Source organism: Nocardiopsis yanglingensis (assembly GCF_045809185.1).
GTDB lineage: Bacteria > Pseudomonadota > Gammaproteobacteria > Xanthomonadales > Xanthomonadaceae > Stenotrophomonas > Stenotrophomonas yanglingensis.
Window position 1 is genome coordinate 324,547 of record NZ_JBJNRH010000003.1, and the last position, 18,308, is coordinate 342,854.

General features: G+C 67.4%; 21 protein-coding genes. 10 read left to right on the forward strand and 11 right to left on the reverse strand.

The window, feature by feature from the left end; translation table 11 throughout:
* Positions 1–34: 34 nt before the first annotated feature.
* Positions 35–571: a carboxymuconolactone decarboxylase family protein gene (locus ACJ7C5_RS07470; RefSeq protein ID WP_412703519.1), complete on the reverse strand. Its 537-nt coding sequence runs from the start codon at positions 569–571 to the stop codon at positions 35–37.
* A gap of 106 nt (positions 572–677) precedes the next feature.
* Between ACJ7C5_RS07470 and ACJ7C5_RS07475 the strand changes: the two genes are divergently transcribed.
* Positions 678–1,568: an AraC family transcriptional regulator gene (locus tag ACJ7C5_RS07475; RefSeq protein WP_412703520.1), complete on the forward strand. Its 891-nt coding sequence runs from the start codon at positions 678–680 to the stop codon at positions 1,566–1,568.
* Between the two features lie 117 nt (positions 1,569–1,685).
* Here the strand turns inward: ACJ7C5_RS07475 and ACJ7C5_RS07480 are convergent, their stop codons facing one another.
* From ACJ7C5_RS07480 to ACJ7C5_RS07515, 8 genes are all read right to left on the reverse strand, one after another.
* Positions 1,686–2,246 (reverse strand): TetR/AcrR family transcriptional regulator, encoded by a 561-nt coding sequence (locus tag ACJ7C5_RS07480; RefSeq protein WP_088026133.1) that lies wholly within the window; start codon positions 2,244–2,246, stop codon positions 1,686–1,688.
* Positions 2,247–2,250: 4 nt separating this feature from the next.
* Positions 2,251–3,783, reverse strand: coding sequence for an MFS transporter (locus ACJ7C5_RS07485; RefSeq protein ID WP_412703521.1), 1,533 nt, complete (start codon positions 3,781–3,783; stop codon positions 2,251–2,253).
* Between the two features lie 150 nt (positions 3,784–3,933).
* Complete coding sequence (locus ACJ7C5_RS07490) at positions 3,934–4,683, reverse strand: hypothetical protein (protein ID WP_412703522.1); 750 nt, start codon at positions 4,681–4,683, stop codon at positions 3,934–3,936.
* A complete protein-coding gene (locus ACJ7C5_RS07495) occupies positions 4,683–5,303 on the reverse strand; it encodes a DUF3299 domain-containing protein (protein WP_412703523.1) in 621 nt (206 codons plus the stop codon). The genes ACJ7C5_RS07490 and ACJ7C5_RS07495 overlap by 1 nt, the downstream gene beginning before the upstream one ends.
* Positions 5,293–5,835: a DUF3299 domain-containing protein gene (locus ACJ7C5_RS07500; protein WP_412703524.1), complete on the reverse strand. Its 543-nt coding sequence runs from the start codon at positions 5,833–5,835 to the stop codon at positions 5,293–5,295. The genes ACJ7C5_RS07495 and ACJ7C5_RS07500 overlap by 11 nt, the downstream gene beginning before the upstream one ends.
* Positions 5,836–5,846: 11 nt before the next feature.
* Positions 5,847–7,100: an ABC transporter permease gene (locus tag ACJ7C5_RS07505; RefSeq protein ID WP_088028363.1), complete on the reverse strand. Its 1,254-nt coding sequence runs from the start codon at positions 7,098–7,100 to the stop codon at positions 5,847–5,849.
* Positions 7,093–7,788, reverse strand: a complete 696-nt coding sequence (locus ACJ7C5_RS07510; RefSeq protein ID WP_097047685.1) for an ATP-binding cassette domain-containing protein — start codon at positions 7,786–7,788, stop codon at positions 7,093–7,095. Before ACJ7C5_RS07510 ends, ACJ7C5_RS07505 begins: the two co-directional genes overlap by 8 nt.
* On the reverse strand, positions 7,785–8,318 hold the full coding sequence (locus ACJ7C5_RS07515; RefSeq protein ID WP_412703525.1) for a ZrgA family zinc uptake protein: 534 nt from the start codon (positions 8,316–8,318) through the stop codon (positions 7,785–7,787). Before ACJ7C5_RS07515 ends, ACJ7C5_RS07510 begins: the two co-directional genes overlap by 4 nt.
* Before the next feature lie 32 nt (positions 8,319–8,350).
* Between ACJ7C5_RS07515 and ACJ7C5_RS07520 the strand changes: the two genes are divergently transcribed.
* Positions 8,351–8,827, forward strand: coding sequence for a MerC domain-containing protein (locus ACJ7C5_RS07520; RefSeq protein WP_412703526.1), 477 nt, complete (start codon positions 8,351–8,353; stop codon positions 8,825–8,827).
* Positions 8,828–8,884: 57 nt separating this feature from the next.
* On the opposite strand, the gene ACJ7C5_RS07525 is transcribed toward ACJ7C5_RS07520, so the two are convergent.
* Positions 8,885–11,017 carry a TonB-dependent receptor gene (locus ACJ7C5_RS07525; RefSeq protein ID WP_412703527.1) on the reverse strand — a complete coding sequence of 711 codons (2,133 nt, stop codon included), beginning with the start codon at positions 11,015–11,017 and terminating at the stop codon, positions 8,885–8,887.
* Between the two features lie 188 nt (positions 11,018–11,205).
* Between ACJ7C5_RS07525 and ACJ7C5_RS07530 the strand changes: the two genes are divergently transcribed.
* From ACJ7C5_RS07530 to ACJ7C5_RS07550, 5 genes are all read left to right on the forward strand, one after another.
* Positions 11,206–12,060, forward strand: coding sequence for a helix-turn-helix domain-containing protein (locus ACJ7C5_RS07530; protein ID WP_412703528.1), 855 nt, complete (start codon positions 11,206–11,208; stop codon positions 12,058–12,060).
* Between the two features lie 111 nt (positions 12,061–12,171).
* Positions 12,172–12,549 carry a copper homeostasis periplasmic binding protein CopC gene (gene copC / locus ACJ7C5_RS07535; RefSeq protein WP_412703529.1) on the forward strand — a complete coding sequence of 126 codons (378 nt, stop codon included), beginning with the start codon at positions 12,172–12,174 and terminating at the stop codon, positions 12,547–12,549.
* A 10-nt stretch (positions 12,550–12,559) separates the two neighbouring features.
* Positions 12,560–13,444 carry a copper homeostasis membrane protein CopD gene (gene copD / locus ACJ7C5_RS07540; RefSeq protein ID WP_412703530.1) on the forward strand — a complete coding sequence of 295 codons (885 nt, stop codon included), beginning with the start codon at positions 12,560–12,562 and terminating at the stop codon, positions 13,442–13,444.
* A gap of 45 nt (positions 13,445–13,489) precedes the next feature.
* Entirely contained in the window at positions 13,490–14,188 is a 699-nt protein-coding gene (locus tag ACJ7C5_RS07545; RefSeq protein ID WP_088026143.1) for a heavy metal response regulator transcription factor, read from the forward strand.
* Positions 14,185–15,552 carry a heavy metal sensor histidine kinase gene (locus ACJ7C5_RS07550; protein ID WP_412703531.1) on the forward strand — a complete coding sequence of 456 codons (1,368 nt, stop codon included), beginning with the start codon at positions 14,185–14,187 and terminating at the stop codon, positions 15,550–15,552. The genes ACJ7C5_RS07545 and ACJ7C5_RS07550 overlap by 4 nt, the downstream gene beginning before the upstream one ends.
* A gap of 65 nt (positions 15,553–15,617) precedes the next feature.
* On the opposite strand, the gene ACJ7C5_RS07555 is transcribed toward ACJ7C5_RS07550, so the two are convergent.
* Entirely contained in the window at positions 15,618–16,493 is an 876-nt protein-coding gene (locus ACJ7C5_RS07555; protein ID WP_412703532.1) for a LysR family transcriptional regulator, read from the reverse strand.
* A gap of 124 nt (positions 16,494–16,617) precedes the next feature.
* Between ACJ7C5_RS07555 and ACJ7C5_RS07560 the strand changes: the two genes are divergently transcribed.
* From ACJ7C5_RS07560 to ACJ7C5_RS07570, 3 genes are all read left to right on the forward strand, one after another.
* Complete coding sequence (locus tag ACJ7C5_RS07560) at positions 16,618–17,361, forward strand: SDR family oxidoreductase (protein ID WP_412703533.1); 744 nt, start codon at positions 16,618–16,620, stop codon at positions 17,359–17,361.
* A 46-nt stretch (positions 17,362–17,407) separates the two neighbouring features.
* A complete protein-coding gene (locus ACJ7C5_RS07565) occupies positions 17,408–17,755 on the forward strand; it encodes a hypothetical protein (protein ID WP_088026146.1) in 348 nt (115 codons plus the stop codon).
* Between the two features lie 311 nt (positions 17,756–18,066).
* Positions 18,067–18,308 (forward strand): IS110 family transposase (locus ACJ7C5_RS07570; protein ID WP_412703534.1); only part of this gene is annotated, 242 nt, incomplete at its 3' end.

Sequence of the window (18,308 nt, forward strand, 5' to 3'; positions counted from 1 at the left end):
GGGCGGCCCACTGCCACCCGGGCCGAACCGCATCTCAGCGCAGCGCCACCTTCGGGAAGTCCACCGGCACGTCGAACGCGACGTTGACGTAGTTGGTGAACAGATTGAGCGCCACATGGGCGAGAATCTCGACGATCTGCTCATCGTCGAAGCCGGCGGCACGCAGTGCCTGCACATCACCATCGGTGATCTGCGCACGCTGCTCGACTACCTTCAGCGCGAAGTTCAGGGCTGCGGCGGTAGCCGGATCGCTGGACTGGCCGATCTGCGCGGCGACCATCTGCTCGCTGCTGGCGCCTGCCTTGCGGCCCAGCGCGGTATGTGCGGCGAGGCAGTACTCGCAGGCATTGCGGTTGGCGATGGCGACGGCGATCTGCTCGCCCAGCAACGGCGACAGGCGACCGCCGCCCAGTGCGCCGAACGAGCCCCACATGCTCTGCAGGGCGGCCGGCGAATTGGCCACGGCGCGGAACATGGCCGGGGTGGCGCCGAAGGCGGCGTGGACCTGGCCCAGCAGGGCCTGGCGGTCGGCGGTGGTGTTGGCGGCATCGATCAGGGGGACACGGGACATGGTGGATCTCCTTGGGAAAGCGCCCGGGATTGGACGACCCGGCCATCCTAGGTAGACTCGACGGACGCAGCAGGCCAGATCAGCCGCCATTGTTGTCCATTCGTCCATGCGCACACTTCCCACTCCCGCAGACCGCTCCGCGCCCGACCGCCTCTCCTCCCTGCTGGAACGCTTCCGGGTGCAGGCCGCGCTGTTCCACAGCGGTCCGCTGTGCGGGCGCCATGTCTTCGAGCCCCAGCCCGGTCGCGCCTTCCTGCACATCCTGCGCCAGGGTGAAATGGAGGTCCGTCATCCCGACGGCGATATCGCGCTGCCCCGGTTGAAGATCGACACACCCAGCCTGCTGCTGTATCCGCAACCGCTGCACCATGTGTTCTTCAATGCGCCGCTGGATGGCCCGGATTTCACCTGCGCCACGCTGGATTTCGATGGAGGCGCTCGCAATCCGATCGTGCAGTCGCTGCCACCGGTGATGGTGGTGCCGCTGGCCGCGATCGGCGAACTGGATGACACCCTGCACCTGCTGTTCGCCGAGGCCGATCGCCAGCGCTGCGGTTCACGGCTGCTGACCAACCGCCTGTTCGAGGTGGCGCTGATCCAGATCCTGCGCTGGGTGGTGGATCACCCGGATGCGGCCGGGGTCAGCCATGGGCTGATGCGGGGGCTGTCGGATGCGCGGCTGGCCCGTACGCTGGTGGCGATGCACCAGGCGCCGCAGGACGATTGGACGCTGCCGCGCATGGCCGCGACAGCCGGCATGTCGCGCAGTGCGTTCGCAGCGGTGTTCAAGGAGGTGATGCAGGCCACGCCGGCCAGCTATCTGCTGGACTGGCGGCTGAGCCTGGCCTGCGCGCAGCTGCGGGCCGGCGTGGCGGTCAAGCAGGTGGCGATCGAGGTGGGGTTTGCCGATACCGCCTCACTGTCGAAGGCGTTCCGCAAGCGGTTGGGGGCGTCGCCGAGGGCGTGGCTGGCCGCGAGCGCAGCGCAGGTTGGGTAAATGGGTAAGGGGTAGAGTCGACCGCTGGTCGACCATCGCGCTAAGCGCGGGATTTTCGTGAGCAGCCGACCAGCGGTCGGCTCTACCAAGAGCGATATCCGCGCGTCGGTCGACGGCTCAGCTGGACGCCCCATCAGACTTCGCCAACAGCCCGGCGATGCGCTCGGCCACCCGGGCGCGCACGCCTTCGTCCAGCTGCCCTTCGTACATCGCCTCGTAGATCCACAGGCCATCGGCGGCCAGTCGCGCCACAAAATTGTCGAGCGCGGCGCTATCTTCCGCTGCACCTGCCTCCGGCGGCAGCGGTGCCCAGCGACGTACCGCCGGCCCCCACGGACGCTCATCGGCGTCCGGGTCGGCCGATTCGAGCATGAACATCAGCTCGGCGCGGGTGGCGCTCTGCGCCGAGACACGCACGAAGGTCTGGTAGCGCTCCAGTGCCGTCGCTTCATCCGCGCGCTTGCCCAGCAGCGTTTCCATCGACGTCTCCCAGGCCTGCACCAGATGCTCGTCGATGCCGCGCAGCAGCGCCTCGCGCGATGGAAAGTGGTACAGCAGGCCGCCGCGGGTCAGCTTGGCCTCGGCCGCCACCGACTCGAACGTCACCGCGCGCACGCCGTCACGATTGATCACGTTGACGGCGGCGTCGAGGATGCGGTCGCGCTTGCTGGTTCTCATCGCGTCATTTTACGCGATCGGCCGCACCCTCGCGGCCACCGACGCGCCCCCGCAACAGGCGCGCGATGATCGCCGCGCCCACTGCCAGCACCGCCGTGATCACCAGCAGCACGATCTGGTAGCCGCGGTCGTACGCGGCCGTGGCCAGCGCGAACCACTCGCCCTGCCCGCTTTCGCGTGCCGCGTGCAGCGCCTGGGTGAAGCCTTCGCGGGCAAGCTCGGGCATGTCCGCCGAGACCGGCAGGAAGGCGCCGTACATCGCCGCGCTCAGGCTGCCCAGCATCGCCACCGCCAGCAGGCCACCAAACTCGTAGGACACCTCTTCCACCGACGAGGCCATGCCCGCGCGGTGCGCCGGCACATTGTTGAGGATGGCAGTGGATGCCACCGAGATGGCCGATCCCATGCCGAAACCGGTGATGGCCATGCCAGCCACCACCCAGCCGAGGCCGTGCGGGAAGCCGAACGCCACCACACCAACGCCCAGCGCACCGGCGGCCAGACCGCCGCAGATCAGCGGGCGCAGGCCAACCCTGTGCAGGATGCTGCCGCCGAGCAGCGCGCTCGGCAGGCTGCCCAATGCCGCCACCGACACCAGCAGGCCCGCCTGCAGCGGCGTGAAACCTGCCACCAGCTGGAAGCGCTGCGTGGTGACCAACTGCAGGCCGGCCATCGCGAACAGGGTGAACACCGCCGACAGCGTGCCGGCCAGGAACGCCGGATTGCGGAAGATCGCGAAGTCCAGCAGGGGGTACGGCAGCTGCTGCTGGCGGCGCGCGAACGCCGCACCGCTGACGACGGCCAGCAGCAGCGCGCCTGCGCCCAGCGCATACGACGGCGGCGTAGCGATCAGCGACTTGATTGCCAGCACCAGGCCGGAAAGTGCTGCCAATGCCAGAACAGAGGACACCAGGTCCCATGGCCGCGAGGTGTCGCGCTGTCCTTCCGGCGCCAGCAGCAGCGTGGCCACGAACGCAACCACGACCACCGGCACGTTGATCAGGAACACCGAGCCCCACCAGAAGTGCTGCAGCAGCCAGCCGCCAATGATCGGGCCGAGCGCCGCACCGACAATGGCCACCGAACCCCAGATCGCGATGGCGATGTTGCGTTCGCGTTCTTCGTGGAAGCTCAGTCCGATCAACGCCAACGTGGCCGGCATCATCGCTGCGGCACCGATCGCCAGGAATGCGCGCGCGGCAATCAGCTGCGTTGCGGTGTCGGCGAACGCCGCTGCGAGCGAGGCGACGCCGAACACCACCAGGCCGATCAGGAACATGCGCCGGTGACCGATGCGGTCGCCCAGCGTGCCGGCGCCCAGCAGCAGGCCGGCCATCACCAGCGGATAGGCGTTGATGATCCACAGCGCCTGGCCGGCACTGGCCGAGAGTTCCTCGGTCAGGGTGGGCAGCGCGGTATAGAGCACGGAGTTGTCGAGCGTAACCAGCAGCAGGCCAGCGGCGACGGTGAACAACAGTGCCCAGCGACGGGCACGCGACAGGGCCGGAGCACCGGCCAAGGGCTGGGACAAAGCCATGGGAGAACCTGATGGGGGCGGAGTACGGCCATAAATATACAGGATGTCCTGTATAGTTATGAGGACAGCGCCGCCGGTTCAGATTGGGGCCCGGGCAATGTTCATGTTGCAGCGCCCCTCACGCCGGGTTGTGGCCGGTGTCAGGGATCATCACCGGCAGTCTTCCGGCAGCGCCGCAATCGCCGATACCACCGCCGCCTGCATGCCCCGCCCGACGGCGGCGTCCAGCTCGCCACCGATGCCCCCATGCTGGCGCCGCAGCTCGTCCTCGCACAGGCCGCGCACCCGCGCACGGGCATTCGCGCGCAGGCTGCTGCACCTCCAGTCAGTACCCCCCAACGGCAGCACCGAATACACCACGCTGTTGCAGGCGTTGCCGGCGCGCTGCTGTAGCGGCAGTCCACCGAAATCCCGCGGTTCGCTGCTGCGTTGCGGGTCGAAGTAGCTGTCCGGGAAGGTGCGCGCGTACTGCTCGATGTCCACCTCCATGCTGCGCCCACCAGCCAACGGCATCTGCAGCGGCTGGCCACAGCGCGTGGCATCGGCGCGAAGCTGGATGTACTGGTAGATCGGCCGGTCCAGCATTGGATCCTGCTGGGTCACCGCACTGACCGCGGCCAGCACCGGCAGCGATGCACGATTGGCCATGCGCGCCAGCAGTCCCGCCTGCGCCGCCTGGCAGCGGTCGCGCAATGTTGCCGCGAGCAGGAACAGCACGTCGTTGCGGAACGCGTGGTCGTCACCCAGGCGCTGTTCGATGCGCTGGCTGGCATCGGCTGCCGGTGCCGGAAACGCGACCGCTGGAGGCTCTGGGACTGCGGCGCGCCGCTGCCAGCACACCGCCAGCGCCACGCCTGCTGCCGCCAACACCACCGCAGCGATGATCCAGCGCGCGCGCATCAGTTGCGGATCGCCGTCAGCGTCGCCGCCGCGGCATCGTAGGACGCGCTGGCAATGTCCGCGTCGAAACGCTTCACCTGCAGGCGGCCGGCCAACCGGTACGGATCCCACAGGTCGCCCAGTGCGATCGGCGTGGCCAGGGTCACGTGGATGATCTGGTTCGGTGGCGGCGGCGGCACATGGATGCACGCACCGTAGAACGGCACGAACAGCAGTTCATCGACCAGGCCGGCATCGTTGGTACCCAGCGGCACCACGTAGCCATCCAGGTCCACGGCACGACCATCGGCAGCATCAACCACCTGCGAAGAGCCGAACTGCTTGGCGCGGTCCGGGCTGGAATGGTCGATCTCCAGCCCCGGTGGCGTGCCCGAGCCGGTGTCGTCAATCAGGCCACCCACGCCCTCCATGCCATTGCGTGACAGGCCGATCTGCGGGGGCGGGCGCTGGTAGGTCACTTCGTCGGGTCGCAACGCGTCCCAGCGGTCGATGGGGGCTTCGGCCGTGGCGGAGGGCGCCGGTTTGTCCTGCGGCGTGACCGCCACGGCATCGCCGCCAGGCGCCGTACAGCCCACCAACCACAGGCAACCCAACGCCAGCAACAGGTGATTACGGTTCATAGGGCCTCAGCTGTGCGTCATGCATGGTGTAGGCCGAACCGGCCAGATCGTCATCCAACCGTTCGGCGCGCAGGGTGCCCGCCAGGAAGAACGGCGAGTACATGTCCGGCATCTCGATCGGGCGTGGCAGCACCACGTGCACGATCTGGTTCGGTGGTGGTGGTGGCACGTGGATGCAGGCGCCGTAGTACGGCACGAACAGGAATTCGGTCAGCCGCCCGTCCTGCGCGTTGGCCAGTGGTACCACGTAGCCCGGCAGGCGCACCGGCCGCTGCAGCACCGTGTCCACCGTGCGGAAGGTGCCGAACTGCGGCATGCGCCGGTTGCCGTTGTGCTCGACCTCCGGGCCCTCGCCCCGCTCCAGTGCGGCCAGCTCATCCTTCGGCATCATCTGCAGCCAGTCCAGTTCCTGCTCCGCCGCGTCTGCAGGGTCATCGCGGTCAACAACCGGCGAGGGCGGCAAGGCCTGCACGCCGGTATCCACCGGCCGTTCACAGGCAGCCAGCGCCAGCACCATCGGTACTACCCGCATCCATCGCATGCTCAGCCTCCCGGTGAAAGGCCATCGGCCAAGGTGCGCCGGTAAGCAAGCAACGCCGGCACCAGCCCCGCTACCGCGCTGACCAGCAGCACACCCGCAACCCATGCCAGTTCACGGCCATCCGGCCAGACATGGGTGATCGACAGACCGAAGGTGGCCAGTACCCAGCCGCGCCCGGCAATGCTGGCGACCACCAACAGCGACAGGGCCAGCACGCAGGCCACCGCACTGGTCGCCACCGCTTCCACCACGAGCAGGCCAGCGATGTAGCCCGGCCGCGCACCGGTGGCACGCAGAATGGCCATCTCACGCCGCCGCTCCTGCAGGGTCGAGACCAGCAGCGCCACCAACGAGACCATGCCCAGCAGCACCACCATTGCACTGATCAGCTGCAACGCCCGCTCGGCGGTGCCCAGTGACTGCCACAGCTGTTGCAGCGTGACGCCGGGCAGGATCGCCAGCATCGCCTCGTCCGGATACTCGTTGATCCTGCGCTGTACCGAGAACGTGGCGATGCGCGAATTCAGGCCGAGCATGAAGGCAGTGATGCTGGTCGGGGTCAGGTCCAGGTGGCGCGCCTGCTCGGCGCTGACGCTCTGGCTGCGCAGCTGCACGCCCGATCGCCAGTCGACATGGATCGCCTCGATGGCCGGCAGCGAGACCAGCAGCGACGAATCCACAGGCGTGCCGGTGCGCTGCAGGATGCCGGCGATACGGAACGGCTTGTCGGCATGCGTGGCCAGCGTGACCGCACCGGTGCCGTGCGCCAGCACGATCTCATCGCCGAGGCCGACCTTCTGCGCGCGTGCCACTTCTGCACCGATTACCGCGTCATACAGATCATCGAAGGGCCGCCCCTGTGCAAAGGCCAGCTCGTGACCGGAACCATAGCGATAGTGTTCAAAGTAGCCGCCAGTGGTACCCACTACCCGGTAGCCGCGCCAGGAATCACCCAGCGACAACGGCACCGACCACTTCACCTGCGGCAATGCGGAGAGCTCCTGGTAGGACTGCCAGGACACGTTGTTGGTCGGGTCGCCGATATGGAACACCGAGTACAGCAGCAGGTTCACCGGTCCCGAGCGCGCACCGACGATCAGGTCGGTGCCCGATACGGTGCTGGCGAACCCCTCGTGCGCCTGCGTGCGTACACGCTCGACGCCCAGCAGCAGCACCACGCTGAGGGTGATGACCAGCACGGTCAGGCCCACACTCAACGCGCGGCTGCGCAGGCTGGCCCAGGCAAGCTCAAACATGGCCGGCACCTGCCTGGTTGATCTCGGACAGTGAAATCGTGCGGTCGAACAACGGCTGCAGGCTGTCGTCATGGCTGACCACCAGCACCGTGGTGCCGGCCGCCTGGCACTGCGCGGACATCAGCTGCAGGAAGGCGGTCGCTGCTTCGCGGTCGAGCGCCGAGGTGGGCTCATCGGCCAGCAGCAACGCCGGCCGACCGATCAGGGCGCGTGCTGCCGCCACGCGTTGTTGCTGGCCAACACTGAGCGTACCCGCGCGCCGCTGCATCAGCTCAGGATTGAGCTGCAGGGCCTGCAGCAGACGGGCGATCTCGGCATCCAGTGGCCCACTGATGCGCGCGCTACGCAGACGCGAAAAACGCAGGCCCAGCGCGATGTTGTCGCGCACGGTGAGGAACGGCAGCAGATTGAACTGCTGGAAAATCACGCCCAGCTGATCGGCACGGAAACGATCCCGCGCCGCACCTCCCATGTTCTGCAGTGCCTGGCCGGCCACTTCGACACGGCCCTTGCCGGGCAGCAGCACACCGGCCAACAGGCCCAGCAGCGTACTTTTGCCACCGCCGCTGATTCCGCGCAGCAACACGCTGCTGCCCTGCTCGACCCACAACCGCGGAATATCCAGCACCAGCTGCATGCCGTATCCGAACTGCACGTCTTCCAGCGAGATCACCGGTGCCGCGCTCACGGTGCCAGCACCACGCGCAGGTTGTCGGGCGTGAGCACACTGCGATCCTGGCCATTGGCGGTTGCACTGTTGACGATGACTTCGTGCAGGCCCGGGAACAGTACGGGCAGGCGCATGACGATGGCACGCAGCTCGGCAGGTTTGGCACAGTGGTACTGCAACGTTGCGCTGAAACCTGCGTGCAGGTGCTGTCCCGGCGGCGGCGCGGCGGCCGTCGCGTCGAAGCCCTCTGCATCGGCTTTGCTGGTGGTCAAACGGCACCCTGCAGCGGTGGGCAAGGTGACCCAGCTGCCGCCCTTCAGCAATGACGTCGCCCGTGCCAGCGCGGCCTGCTCGGCTGCATTGGCCGGCGGCCGCTCGTAATCGAGGATGCCTATGCCGGGGGCCTGAAGGGCGAATTCCAGGGTTTGCTGGTCAAGCGCAACATCGACGGTCGCCTGGCCATGCACGTGCGGTGCGTGCTGGCGGATGTCGTGGGCCTGCGCGACGCTGGCAGCCAGCAGCAGGAAAAGAGCAGCAGGAAGCTTCATGGGGGAGTCTCCAATTGTTACTATGTAACATTATGGACCATATCCCCACGACGCCCGCAAGGGCCCTGGCCCAGCCGCCAACTTCGGCACGCTGGCATCCCCGCTTCGATCTTGCCGGTGCCTGGCTGTCCCTGGCCTGCGCCGCCCATTGCATCGCCCTGCCCCTGCTGCTGGCCTTCGTGCCGGCAGCGATGATGGCGCTGCGCTCGTTTCAGCATCCCGGCCATGGCGCGATGACATTGCTGCTGATGATGTCGCGCTGGGAATGGCTGTTCGCGCTGCTGGCCTCGTCGCTGGCATTGGCGAGTACCTCGGCCGGGGTGCACCGGCATGGGCGCTGGCGGCCTGTGCAGCTGGCCTGCACCGGCGCCATCCTGCTGCTGTCGGCCTCGCTGTACCTGCCGCTGAAGGAATCGCTGCTGTGGCATGGCGTGGCCACCGCCTGCGGTGGCGTGCTGCTGGCATGCGCGCACATCGGCAACCGGCGGGCATTGCACGTCTACCGGTAGCGCCGGCCACTGGCCGGCGCCCCGCAGATGCCGGCCAGCGGCCGGCACTACCTTTGCTCAGAAGCGGTAGCCCACTTCCGCGCCGAAGAACCGCGGGCTGTCCACCGGGCCGTAGTAGTTGCCATCGCGCCCGAAGGCCAGGTTGTCGAAGATCAGGCCGTTGATTCGGCGCTTGTTGGTCAGGTTCTGCACGAACACCCGCGCGCTCCACGGCCCGGTCTCGTAGCCCAGCTGCGCACCGAGCACGGCCACGGCCGGCTGGAACGCGCGGTTACGTTCATCCAGTGCACTGGAGCCGGTGAACTGCGATTCCAGTCGTGCATAAATGCCCGAGTCGAACTGATAGCGCGCCGCCAGATAGCCAGTGTAGTGCGGGGTCAGCTTGACCCGCTTGCCATCCAGATTCTCGTCCACGCTGACCCACAGTTTGGTGTACGTCGCATCGACGTAGCCCACATTCGCCATCAGCGTGAAGCCAGGCACTACTTCGAACACACCCTCCAGTTCTGCACCCCGTGACCGGATCGAGGCGTCAGATCCCACGTAGTCCGACGAAATCGGGCGGCCGTTGGCATCGGTGGCCACCTGGATCTCCTGCCAGTTGTCCGATGTGATGTGGAAAAGTGCCCCGCCGATGTGGCCACGACCACCGGCCAGGTTCATCTTGAAGCCGAGCTCATGGCTCCACATGCGTTCGGACTCGTAGCGCAGCACCTTGTCGTTGACCACATCGCTCTGCGCGGCTGCCAGATTGAAGCCGCCCGGAATGTAGCCCTTGGCCGAAGCCGCGTAGAAGGACAGGTCGTCGGTGGCGTCGTAGCGCAGCGACACCCGCGGCAGCGTGGCCGAGAAGGTATGCGCCAGCGCGGCATCGCGATACAGCACGCGGCCACCAGCGCCCAGGTCCAGCGCACCGGCGCGCTGCTCGGTGGAACGCCGCGCCTGTTCATGGCGCAGGCCGGCACTGGCGGTCAGCCTGGGCAGCGCGGGGAAGGTGTAGCTGGCGGTGGCGAACACGCTGTAGTCCTCGCCCTTGGAGGTCTGCCGCGGTGCCAGGTTGTAGCTGTCCAGCCCATGCAGCGCAGGGCCGACGAACGTACCCAGGATCGAATCCTTGCTGTTGCGGTAGGTGGACACACCGGCCATCCAGGTCAGGGGCTGGTCACTGGGCGAACTGAAGCGCGCCTCGGCCGTCCATTCCTTCTTCCTGTCGTAGATGCGGCCGGCCAGTGCCGGGCTGTTGGTCATGTCGAAGTCGTAGCCGGCCGAGGTCACCTCCTCGTCCCGCCAGGAAGCGGCCACGTCCAGTGTGCCGGCCTGCAGCTGCCACTGCGCACTGAGGCCGGCCACCGTTTCGTCCTTTTCGGTGCGCTTGGGCGCGTCGTTGATGTAGGTGAAGTCACCGGCACGGCGCCCGCCATTGAGCGAGGTGCCGTAGGTGCGGTTATAGAGGCCGGTATCCAGCGGCAGGTATTCATACTCGAACATGCCCGGCGCGCGGGTGCGCAGGTGGTAGGCCAGCGCGTTCACCGAGACATAGTCGCTGGGCCGCCAGCGCAGCTTGCCCTGCAGGTAGCCTTCGCCGACCTTGCCGTGCGCCCCGGAAGGCGTGAGGTTCTTCAGATAGGCGTCCTCATCGGAGCCCATGAACGCCACCGAGCCGGACAGGCTGCCGTCCCGGCTCAGTGGCCCGGCGAGGAAGCCATCGATGGCGGTGCCGTTGCCGTTGCCGAACCAGGTGCTGCGCAGGTTGACCTCGCCTTCTCGCTTATCCGCAGGACCACGCGTACGCACCAGCACCAGGCCGGATTCGCTGTTGGCGCCATACAACGTGCCCTGCGGGCCGCGCAGCACCTCCACCGACTCGACCTGGTTGAGCACGGCATTGCTCAGTTCGCGGAACGGAATGCCATCGATGTAGACCGAGGCGCGGTTGACCAGGAATGGATTGGACTCGATGCCGCGGATCGAGATGAACATGTTGCTGAGCTGGCCCATCGCATTGAACTTGACGTTCGGCGCGAGCTTGTCGAGGTCACGGAACTCGGTGACGCCCGCTTCTTTCAGCGCCTGCCGATCGAGCACCGTCACCGACAGATCGCTCTTCAGGTAAGGGGTATCGCGCTTGGAACCGGTGACGCGGACACCGTCGAGCGTGGTCGGGTCGGCCTGCTGGGCAAGGGCGGGCAAGGCAGGAACGAGCAGGGATGCTGCGATGAGCGCGGCGGCAGGCGTGGACGACTTCAAAGCGGGAACCTCGACGGATGGAGTGGCGGACGCGCGGGCGGCGGCAGCGCGGGACAAGAGTGTTATCCTGTAACATTAGCGCCCCGCCGCCACTCCATTTCCGGCAGCGCCGCTCCATTCCCGGATCCGTGATGCCTGCCCTCGCCGACCAGTTGCTGCAGGAAACCCGGTCGCAGGCCCCTGCTGCCCACGTCAGCGATGACGGGGCGGTGGTGCTGCTGCGCCATCGCTTCGAGGCCAGCGAAGGCCAGATGGGCCATCCGCACCAGCTTCGCCTGGGCCTGGCCGTGGGCGGCGGCGGACGGCTGCAGCAGCGCACCCTCAACGGCCTGCTGCAGGCACCATGGCGGCCAGGCCAGTTCAACCTGGTGCTGCCGGGAGACACCGGCACCTATGCCAGCCCCGCGGTCGATCTGCTCGGCATCGCCATCGATACCCGCCTGCATCCGCAGGATCCGCAGCGGTTGCAACACCTGCAGCCGCTGGCGGCGTGGCTGCACCACGACCCGGTGATCACTTCGGTACTGCAGGCGTTGTGGTGCAGCGCGCAGGCCGATGTTTGCCTGCCCGGCTTCCTGGAGCATGGCGCCCAGGTCCTGCTGCATCGCCTGGGCCAGCTTGCCGGGCTTGCCTGCACGGAACGCGGCAGGGACACGGCACTGTCCACGCGGCGGCTGCAGCAACTAGAGGCCTACATCGATGCACAGCACGGCCAGCCTCTTGAAGTCGCACAGTTGGCCGCTGCGGTGCAGATGGGCCCGTCCACGTTCGGTCGTGCGCTGCGCGCCGCCACCGGCCTGCCGCCCTATGCGTTCCTGACCCGACGCCGCATGCAATGGGCACGCGGGGCACTGGCCCAGGGATGCAGCGTCACCGAGGTTGCGTTGGCCAGTGGCTACGCCAATCCCAGCAAGTTCAGCGCGGCATTCCGGCGTGTGGTCGGTTGTTCGCCGTCAGCCTGGATCGCGCAGTCACGAGCCCGGTAGCGCCGGCCGCGGGCCGGCAGCCAACATTACAGACCGGTAATGTTCGCGTCAGGGCAGCGAAAGGCGCGCTGCACCACCCTGAGGGCAACTTCCCGACAGGCGTTCCCGCACATGACCCGCTCCCTGCTCCGCCCCGCGTCGCTCGCCCTGCTGCTGTCCGGCCTCGCGGTTGCGCCGCTGGCGCTGGCCCATCCCAGCCTGGTGCGTTCGACGCCAGCGGCCGATGCCAGCGTGGCCCCGGCCAGCCAGATCGAACTGCAGTTCAGTGAGAAGGTGATGCCGCGTGCCACCCGCATCGAACTGAGCATGGACCATGGCCGCATGAAGATGGCCATGCCCACCACCGCACAGGACATTTCCGAAGATGGCCACACGTTGCGCGCGCGTTTCGCCAAGCCGCTGCCCGCAGGCAGTTACGCACTGCAATGGCGCGCGGTCGGTCAGGACAGTCATCCGATCACCGGCAGCTACCGCTTCACCGTGAAGTAGGACGACGGTCGTGGCCGAGCTCTCACCGTACGCGCTGCGGCTGGCGTTGTACCTGGTGCTGATGCTGCTGTTCGGGCGGATGCTGTTCGTCCGCCCCGGACTGCCGCGTGGCGTATCGCTGGCGCTCGCCGTGGTTGCGCTGGTGCTGGTCGGCACCGATACGGTGACCCGATTGTCCAGCGTGCTTGGCATATCACCGCTCGACATCGATGGCGAGACGGCGCGTTGGTTTCTTACCGGTACGCCGGTGGGTGAGGCGGGGTTGCTGCGCATCCTGGCCCTGCTGGCAATACTGCCGCTGCTGGCAGTCAATCGCCCGGTGAAGGGCCTGCGCCGTCTGGCGCTGCTGGCACTCGCGGCGGCAACTCTGGCCAGCCTCGCCTGGAATGGTCACGCTGCCGCCGGTGATGGATTCGGCGGGACGTTGCGGCTGGCGGCCGGCATCGTACACCTGCTGGCCGCCGGCGCCTGGGTCGGTGCGATCGCCGCCATCCTGCAGCTGGCGCTGCGTCCACAGGGCCTGCGCCTGCGCGAACGCACCCATGAACTGTGGCAGGCCGCGCACCGCTTCGCCCTGCCCGGCACGATCATCGTCGCCCTGCTGGCAATGACCGGCACCTATACCTATGTCGATCTCGGCGGCTCCCTGCAGACCTTGACCAACACCGCACATGGGCGTTGGCTGCTGCTCAAGCTGGCGCTGGTGGGTGGCATGCTGGGGCTGGCCGCGCTGCATCGCTGGCGGCTGGTGCCGGCGCTGGCGGTCTCCATCCGCGGCGGCTGGCAACCCAGGCCGCTGCGCTCACTTCGCCACAGCCTGGCCTGCGAATCGGTGCTGGCGCTGCTGGTGCTGGCCTGCGTGGCGGTGCTCGGCACGCTGGACCCATTGGCATGACTCATCCGTTCCAGCACGGGCCCAAGCTGCGATGATGGGCACACCATGAAACTGCTGATCGTCGAAGACGAACCCAAGACCGGCAACTACCTGCGCCAGGGCCTGATCGAAGCCGGCTACGTGGTCGATCTCGCCTGCAACGGCGTCGACGGGCTGCACCTGGCCGGCAGCGGCGAGTACCAGCTGGTCATCCTCGACGTGATGCTGCCCGGCCTGGATGGCTGGAACGTGCTATCACAGCTGCGCGAGGCCGGATGGCAGGTGCCGGTGCTATTCCTGACCGCGCGCAGCAGCATCGCCGACCGCGTTCAGGGCCTGGAGCTGGGCGCGGATGACTACCTGGCCAAGCCGTTCGCCTTTGCCGAACTGCTGGCGCGCGTGCGCACCCTGCTGCGTCGCGGCCAGGCCGTGCCGCAGGCCGAACGCATCGTCATTGCCGACCTGGTGGTGGATACCCTGCGCCGCCGGGTGGAACGCGGCGGCCAGCGCATCTCCCTCAGCCAGAAGGAGTACACCCTGCTGGAGCTGCTGGCGCGCCGCCGTGGCGAAGTGTTGCCGCGCTCGCTGATCGCCTCGCAGGTATGGGACATGAACTTCGACAGCGACACCAACGTGATCGACGTGGCGATCCGCCGCCTGCGCGCGAAGATCGACGACGACTTCGACGCCAAGCTGATCGTCACCGTACGCGGCATGGGCTATGTGCTGGAGGCGCCGGACGACGGTGCAGTGCACAGCGGATGAGCCTGCGTCGCTCCATCGCGGTACGGCTGACGCTGCTGTTCGCCACCGTGGCCACGCTGGTATTGGCCGCATTGGGGGTGGCGATCTATGTCAGCGCCCGCCACGACCTGGTGGCCCAGGACTTCAGCGAACTGGAGAACAAGGTTGCGTTGATCCGTGACCTGGCCGGCAATGGACCTGCATCCGCACGCGGGCAGCGGTTGGCAGAGGCGCTGGGCCACCATCCGGATATCGCCTTCCACATTGTTGATGGGAGCGGCGCGGTGCTGTTCTCCACCGCACCGGCACTGCTGCGCGAGCATGCACGCAGCCAGCCCATCGACACCGCGCCACGGCGGCACGACTGGATCCTCGCTGATGGCCGCTGCATGCATGCCCTGCACCTGCGCCAGACGCTGGCCGACGGCAGCCAGCTGGTCATCCTGCTGGCCATCGACGACAACCGCCATGCCGATTTCCTGCAGCGGTTCCGCCATCTGCTGGCGATCGCGATCATCGGCGCCGCCGTGGCCAGCAGCCTGCTCGGCGGCTATGTGGTGCGGCGCACGCTGCGGCCGCTGCGCACGCTGGCCGATGAGGCCCGGCAGATCACCGCTGGCCGATTGCAGCGCCGCCTGAGCGCGCGCAGTGCACCAGCCGAACTGGAGCAACTGGCACAGACACTCAACGGCATGCTGGCGCGCCTGCAGCAGGACTTCGCGCGGCTGACCGAGTTCTCCGGTGATCTCGCCCACGAGCTGCGCACGCCGGTAACGAACATGCTGACCCAGGTGCAGGTGGTGCTGGCGCACCCACGCAGCAACGAGGCCTACCGCGAGACGCTGGCGTCATGCGCCGAGGAACTGCAACAGCTGGCGCAGACCGTGGGCGACCTGCTGTACCTGGCGCAGGCCGAAGCGCCGGGTGCACTGCCCTCGCGCGAGCCGGTGGCGCTGGATGCGGTGGTGGATTCGCTGCTGGAGTTCTACGACCTGCTGGCCGAGGACCGGCAGTTGACCCTGCGCCGCGAAGGGGTGGCGAGCGTGGAAGGCAACCGCTTGATGCTGCACCGGGCGATTGCCAACCTGCTGTCCAACGCGTTGAAGTACGCAGCCGTGGGCAGCGAAGTGCGGGTGCGGCTGGTCGAGGCCGATGGCGTGTGCAGGGTCAGCGTGCACAACCTTGGCACGCCGATCGCCGCCGAAGCGCTGCCGCGCCTGTTCGATCGCTTCTACCGCGGCGAACGTGGCCGCCACGAAGGTGCCGGACTGGGCCTGGCGATCACCCGCGCGATTGCACAGGCGCACGGCGGCAGCGTGAGTGTTGTGTCGGATGACACCGGCACCCTGTTCGAGCTGGTGCTGCCGAGCGTGGCCGCACGGTAGTGCCGGCCGCTGGCCGGCAACCTTGGCATATCACGCATGTTGCAGTTGCCGGCCAGCGGCCGGCACTACCTCATCTGGTCGAACACGCCGGCCACCCAATCGATGAACACCCGCAGCCGCGGCGATGGCGTGCGGTTGCGCGGGTAGACCAGGCTCAGTGGACTCGGCGTCGGCGGCGTCTCGGGCAACAGCTCCACCAACTGCCCGCGCGCGATGTATGGGTCCATCCGGTAACGCGGCGCCTGGATGATACCGAGGCCCGCCAGCGCGGCACCAAGGAACGCGTCCGCGCCGGACACACGCACCCGCGCCGGCAGCGGCACGTAGCGCACCTGCCCGCCCTGCTGGAACTCCAGAGGAATCAGCTGGCCGGTGGCGCTGGAGCGGTAGCCGACCATCTGGTGGCCGTCCTGCAGGGCATCGATGCTGTCCGGTACGCCTCTGGCCTGCAGGTAGCCCGGCGAGGCCACCGTGACCTCGCGCAGCATCGTCAACCGGCGCGCCGCCAGATCGCTATCAGCCAGCGTCCCCACCCGCAACGCCACATCCACGCCTTCGCGCAGCAGATCGACATAGCGGTCGCCTTCGCTGACGTCCAGCTCGATCTCCGGGTAGCGCTGCAGGAATTCCGCCAGGTGCGGAAACAGCAGGTGCCGGCCCAGCGTGCCGTGGACTTCGATACGCAACGGGCCGCGTGGCGGCGCGTCACGGAACGCCGCCTCGGCATCGTCCATGTCGGCGATCAAGCGCAGGCAGCGGCCATAGAAGGCCTCGCCTTCCAGGGTCGGCACCACCAACCGCGTGGTCCGGTGCAGCAGGCGCACGCCCAGCCGATTCTCCAGCGCCTTGATCGCGTCGGTCACTGTGGCCCGCGGCAGGCCGAGGTCCTCGGAGGCCCGGGTGAAGCTGCGGCGCTCGACGATACGGACGAAAGCGCGCATGGCCGTGAAGCGATCCATTATTCGGCTATCCGGATGATGTTGGCGGATTATGCATGATTATCCGGAACATGGATGTGGCGAAGATGGCCCTGCGCCACTCCGGCGTGCCCTGCTGGAAGCCACCATGACCCTCTCCCCCGCCCGCTCTGTCGCCCTGGTCACCGGCGGTTCCCGTGGCATCGGCGCGGTCATCTCCCGCCGCCTTGCCGCCGATGGCCACGCGGTCGCCATCAACTATGCGGGGCGCCGCGACGACGCCGAAGCCTTGGCGGCCGAACTCAACGCAGCCGGTGCGCAGGCCATCGCGTTGCAGGCCGATGTGGCCGATTCGCAGGCGGTCCCCGAGCTGTTCGACGCCATCGAGGCCCGTTTCGGCGGCATCGACGTGGTGGTCAACAGCGCCGGCGTATTGCAGCTGGCGCCGCTGGCCGACACCGACGACGCATTGTTCGAGCGGGTGATCGGCATCAACCTCAAGGGAGCCTTCAACGTGCTGCGCGAAAGCGCGCGACGGGTGCGCGACGGTGGCCGGCTGATCACCCTGTCCACCAGCGTGGTCGGTATCAAGCTGGAGAACTACAGCGTGTACGCGGCCAGCAAGGCAGCGGTGGAGACGATGGGCGCGATCCTCAGCAAGGAGCTGCGAGGGCGCAACATCACCGTGAACGCAGTGGCCCCCGGCCCGACAGCCACCGACCTGTTCCTGGACGGCAAGTCACCGGAACTGATCGAGCGGCTGGCGAAGATGAACCCCCTGGAGCGGCTGGGTACGCCAGATGACATCGCCGGTGCGGTTGCGTTCCTGGCAGGCACCGATGGCGGGTGGATCAATGGCCAGGTGCTGCGCGCCAATGGCGGGATGGTGTAAGGACCACCGGACTGGCTATGCTCGGCCAAACGGAGGGGGCACCCGCATGGAAAAGCCGGGCATCTGGTATCGGCTCTGGATGATCACGTTTCTGCTGGGAGGCCTATTGGCGCTGGCGACGCTGGTGCTGTGGTCCTCTCTGCGTGGCGACGTACGCAATCTGGCGATGGCGCTGATCTGGGTGCTATGGGCACTGGCCACCCTTTGCTTCTTCCTGGGTGGCATCGCCGATGGCTTTACGATCTGGGGCGTCAACCACGGCAGGAAAGTCTGGCGTGCCGACAGGCCGCGCGTTTTCTGGCTCTGCCACATCTCCACCACCGTGCTGTGCCTGAGCTGTCTAGGCATGTTGATCGTACCGATGATGATCGCCTGGCAGGGCGTGGCGCAGTAGGGCTGGCGGATCCGCTCGAGTTGTGGCGCTACTGTAGAGCCGAGCCCATGCTCGGCTGCTCTTCGCGCAGAAGCCAGAAGCAGCCGAGCATGGGCTCGGCTCTTATCTCTTCCGACTCTGGCACCTTAGGTGCCGAGAGCCCGGCGCGGACGACCGTTCGGCTCTAGGTCTTTTCGATCGCTCTGTAGCAAGGATCTCCGCGCCGGTTTCTCCCTGATCCGCCCGAACAGTTGATCGAGTTGGCGCTCGCACTGATAAGACTGGGCAAGCGGGGGGAGCTCTCGGCCCTGTCAGCCTAGCGGAGTTACCTCATGTTTGGGATCGGGATCGATGTCAGTGGTGAGAACCTGGATGTTGCCGTCCATGAACAGGCCTTTCGCCAGTTCAAGAACAGCAAACGTGGCTGGAATAGCCTGATCCGGTGGTTGCAGCAGTGGCCAGCCAAGCAGGTCGTGCTTGAGGCCAGTGGCGGCTACGAGCAAAAGGCACTGGATGCGCTGCATGAAGCAGGCCTGCCGATGGTACGAATCAATCCTGGCCGTGGCCGCAGCTT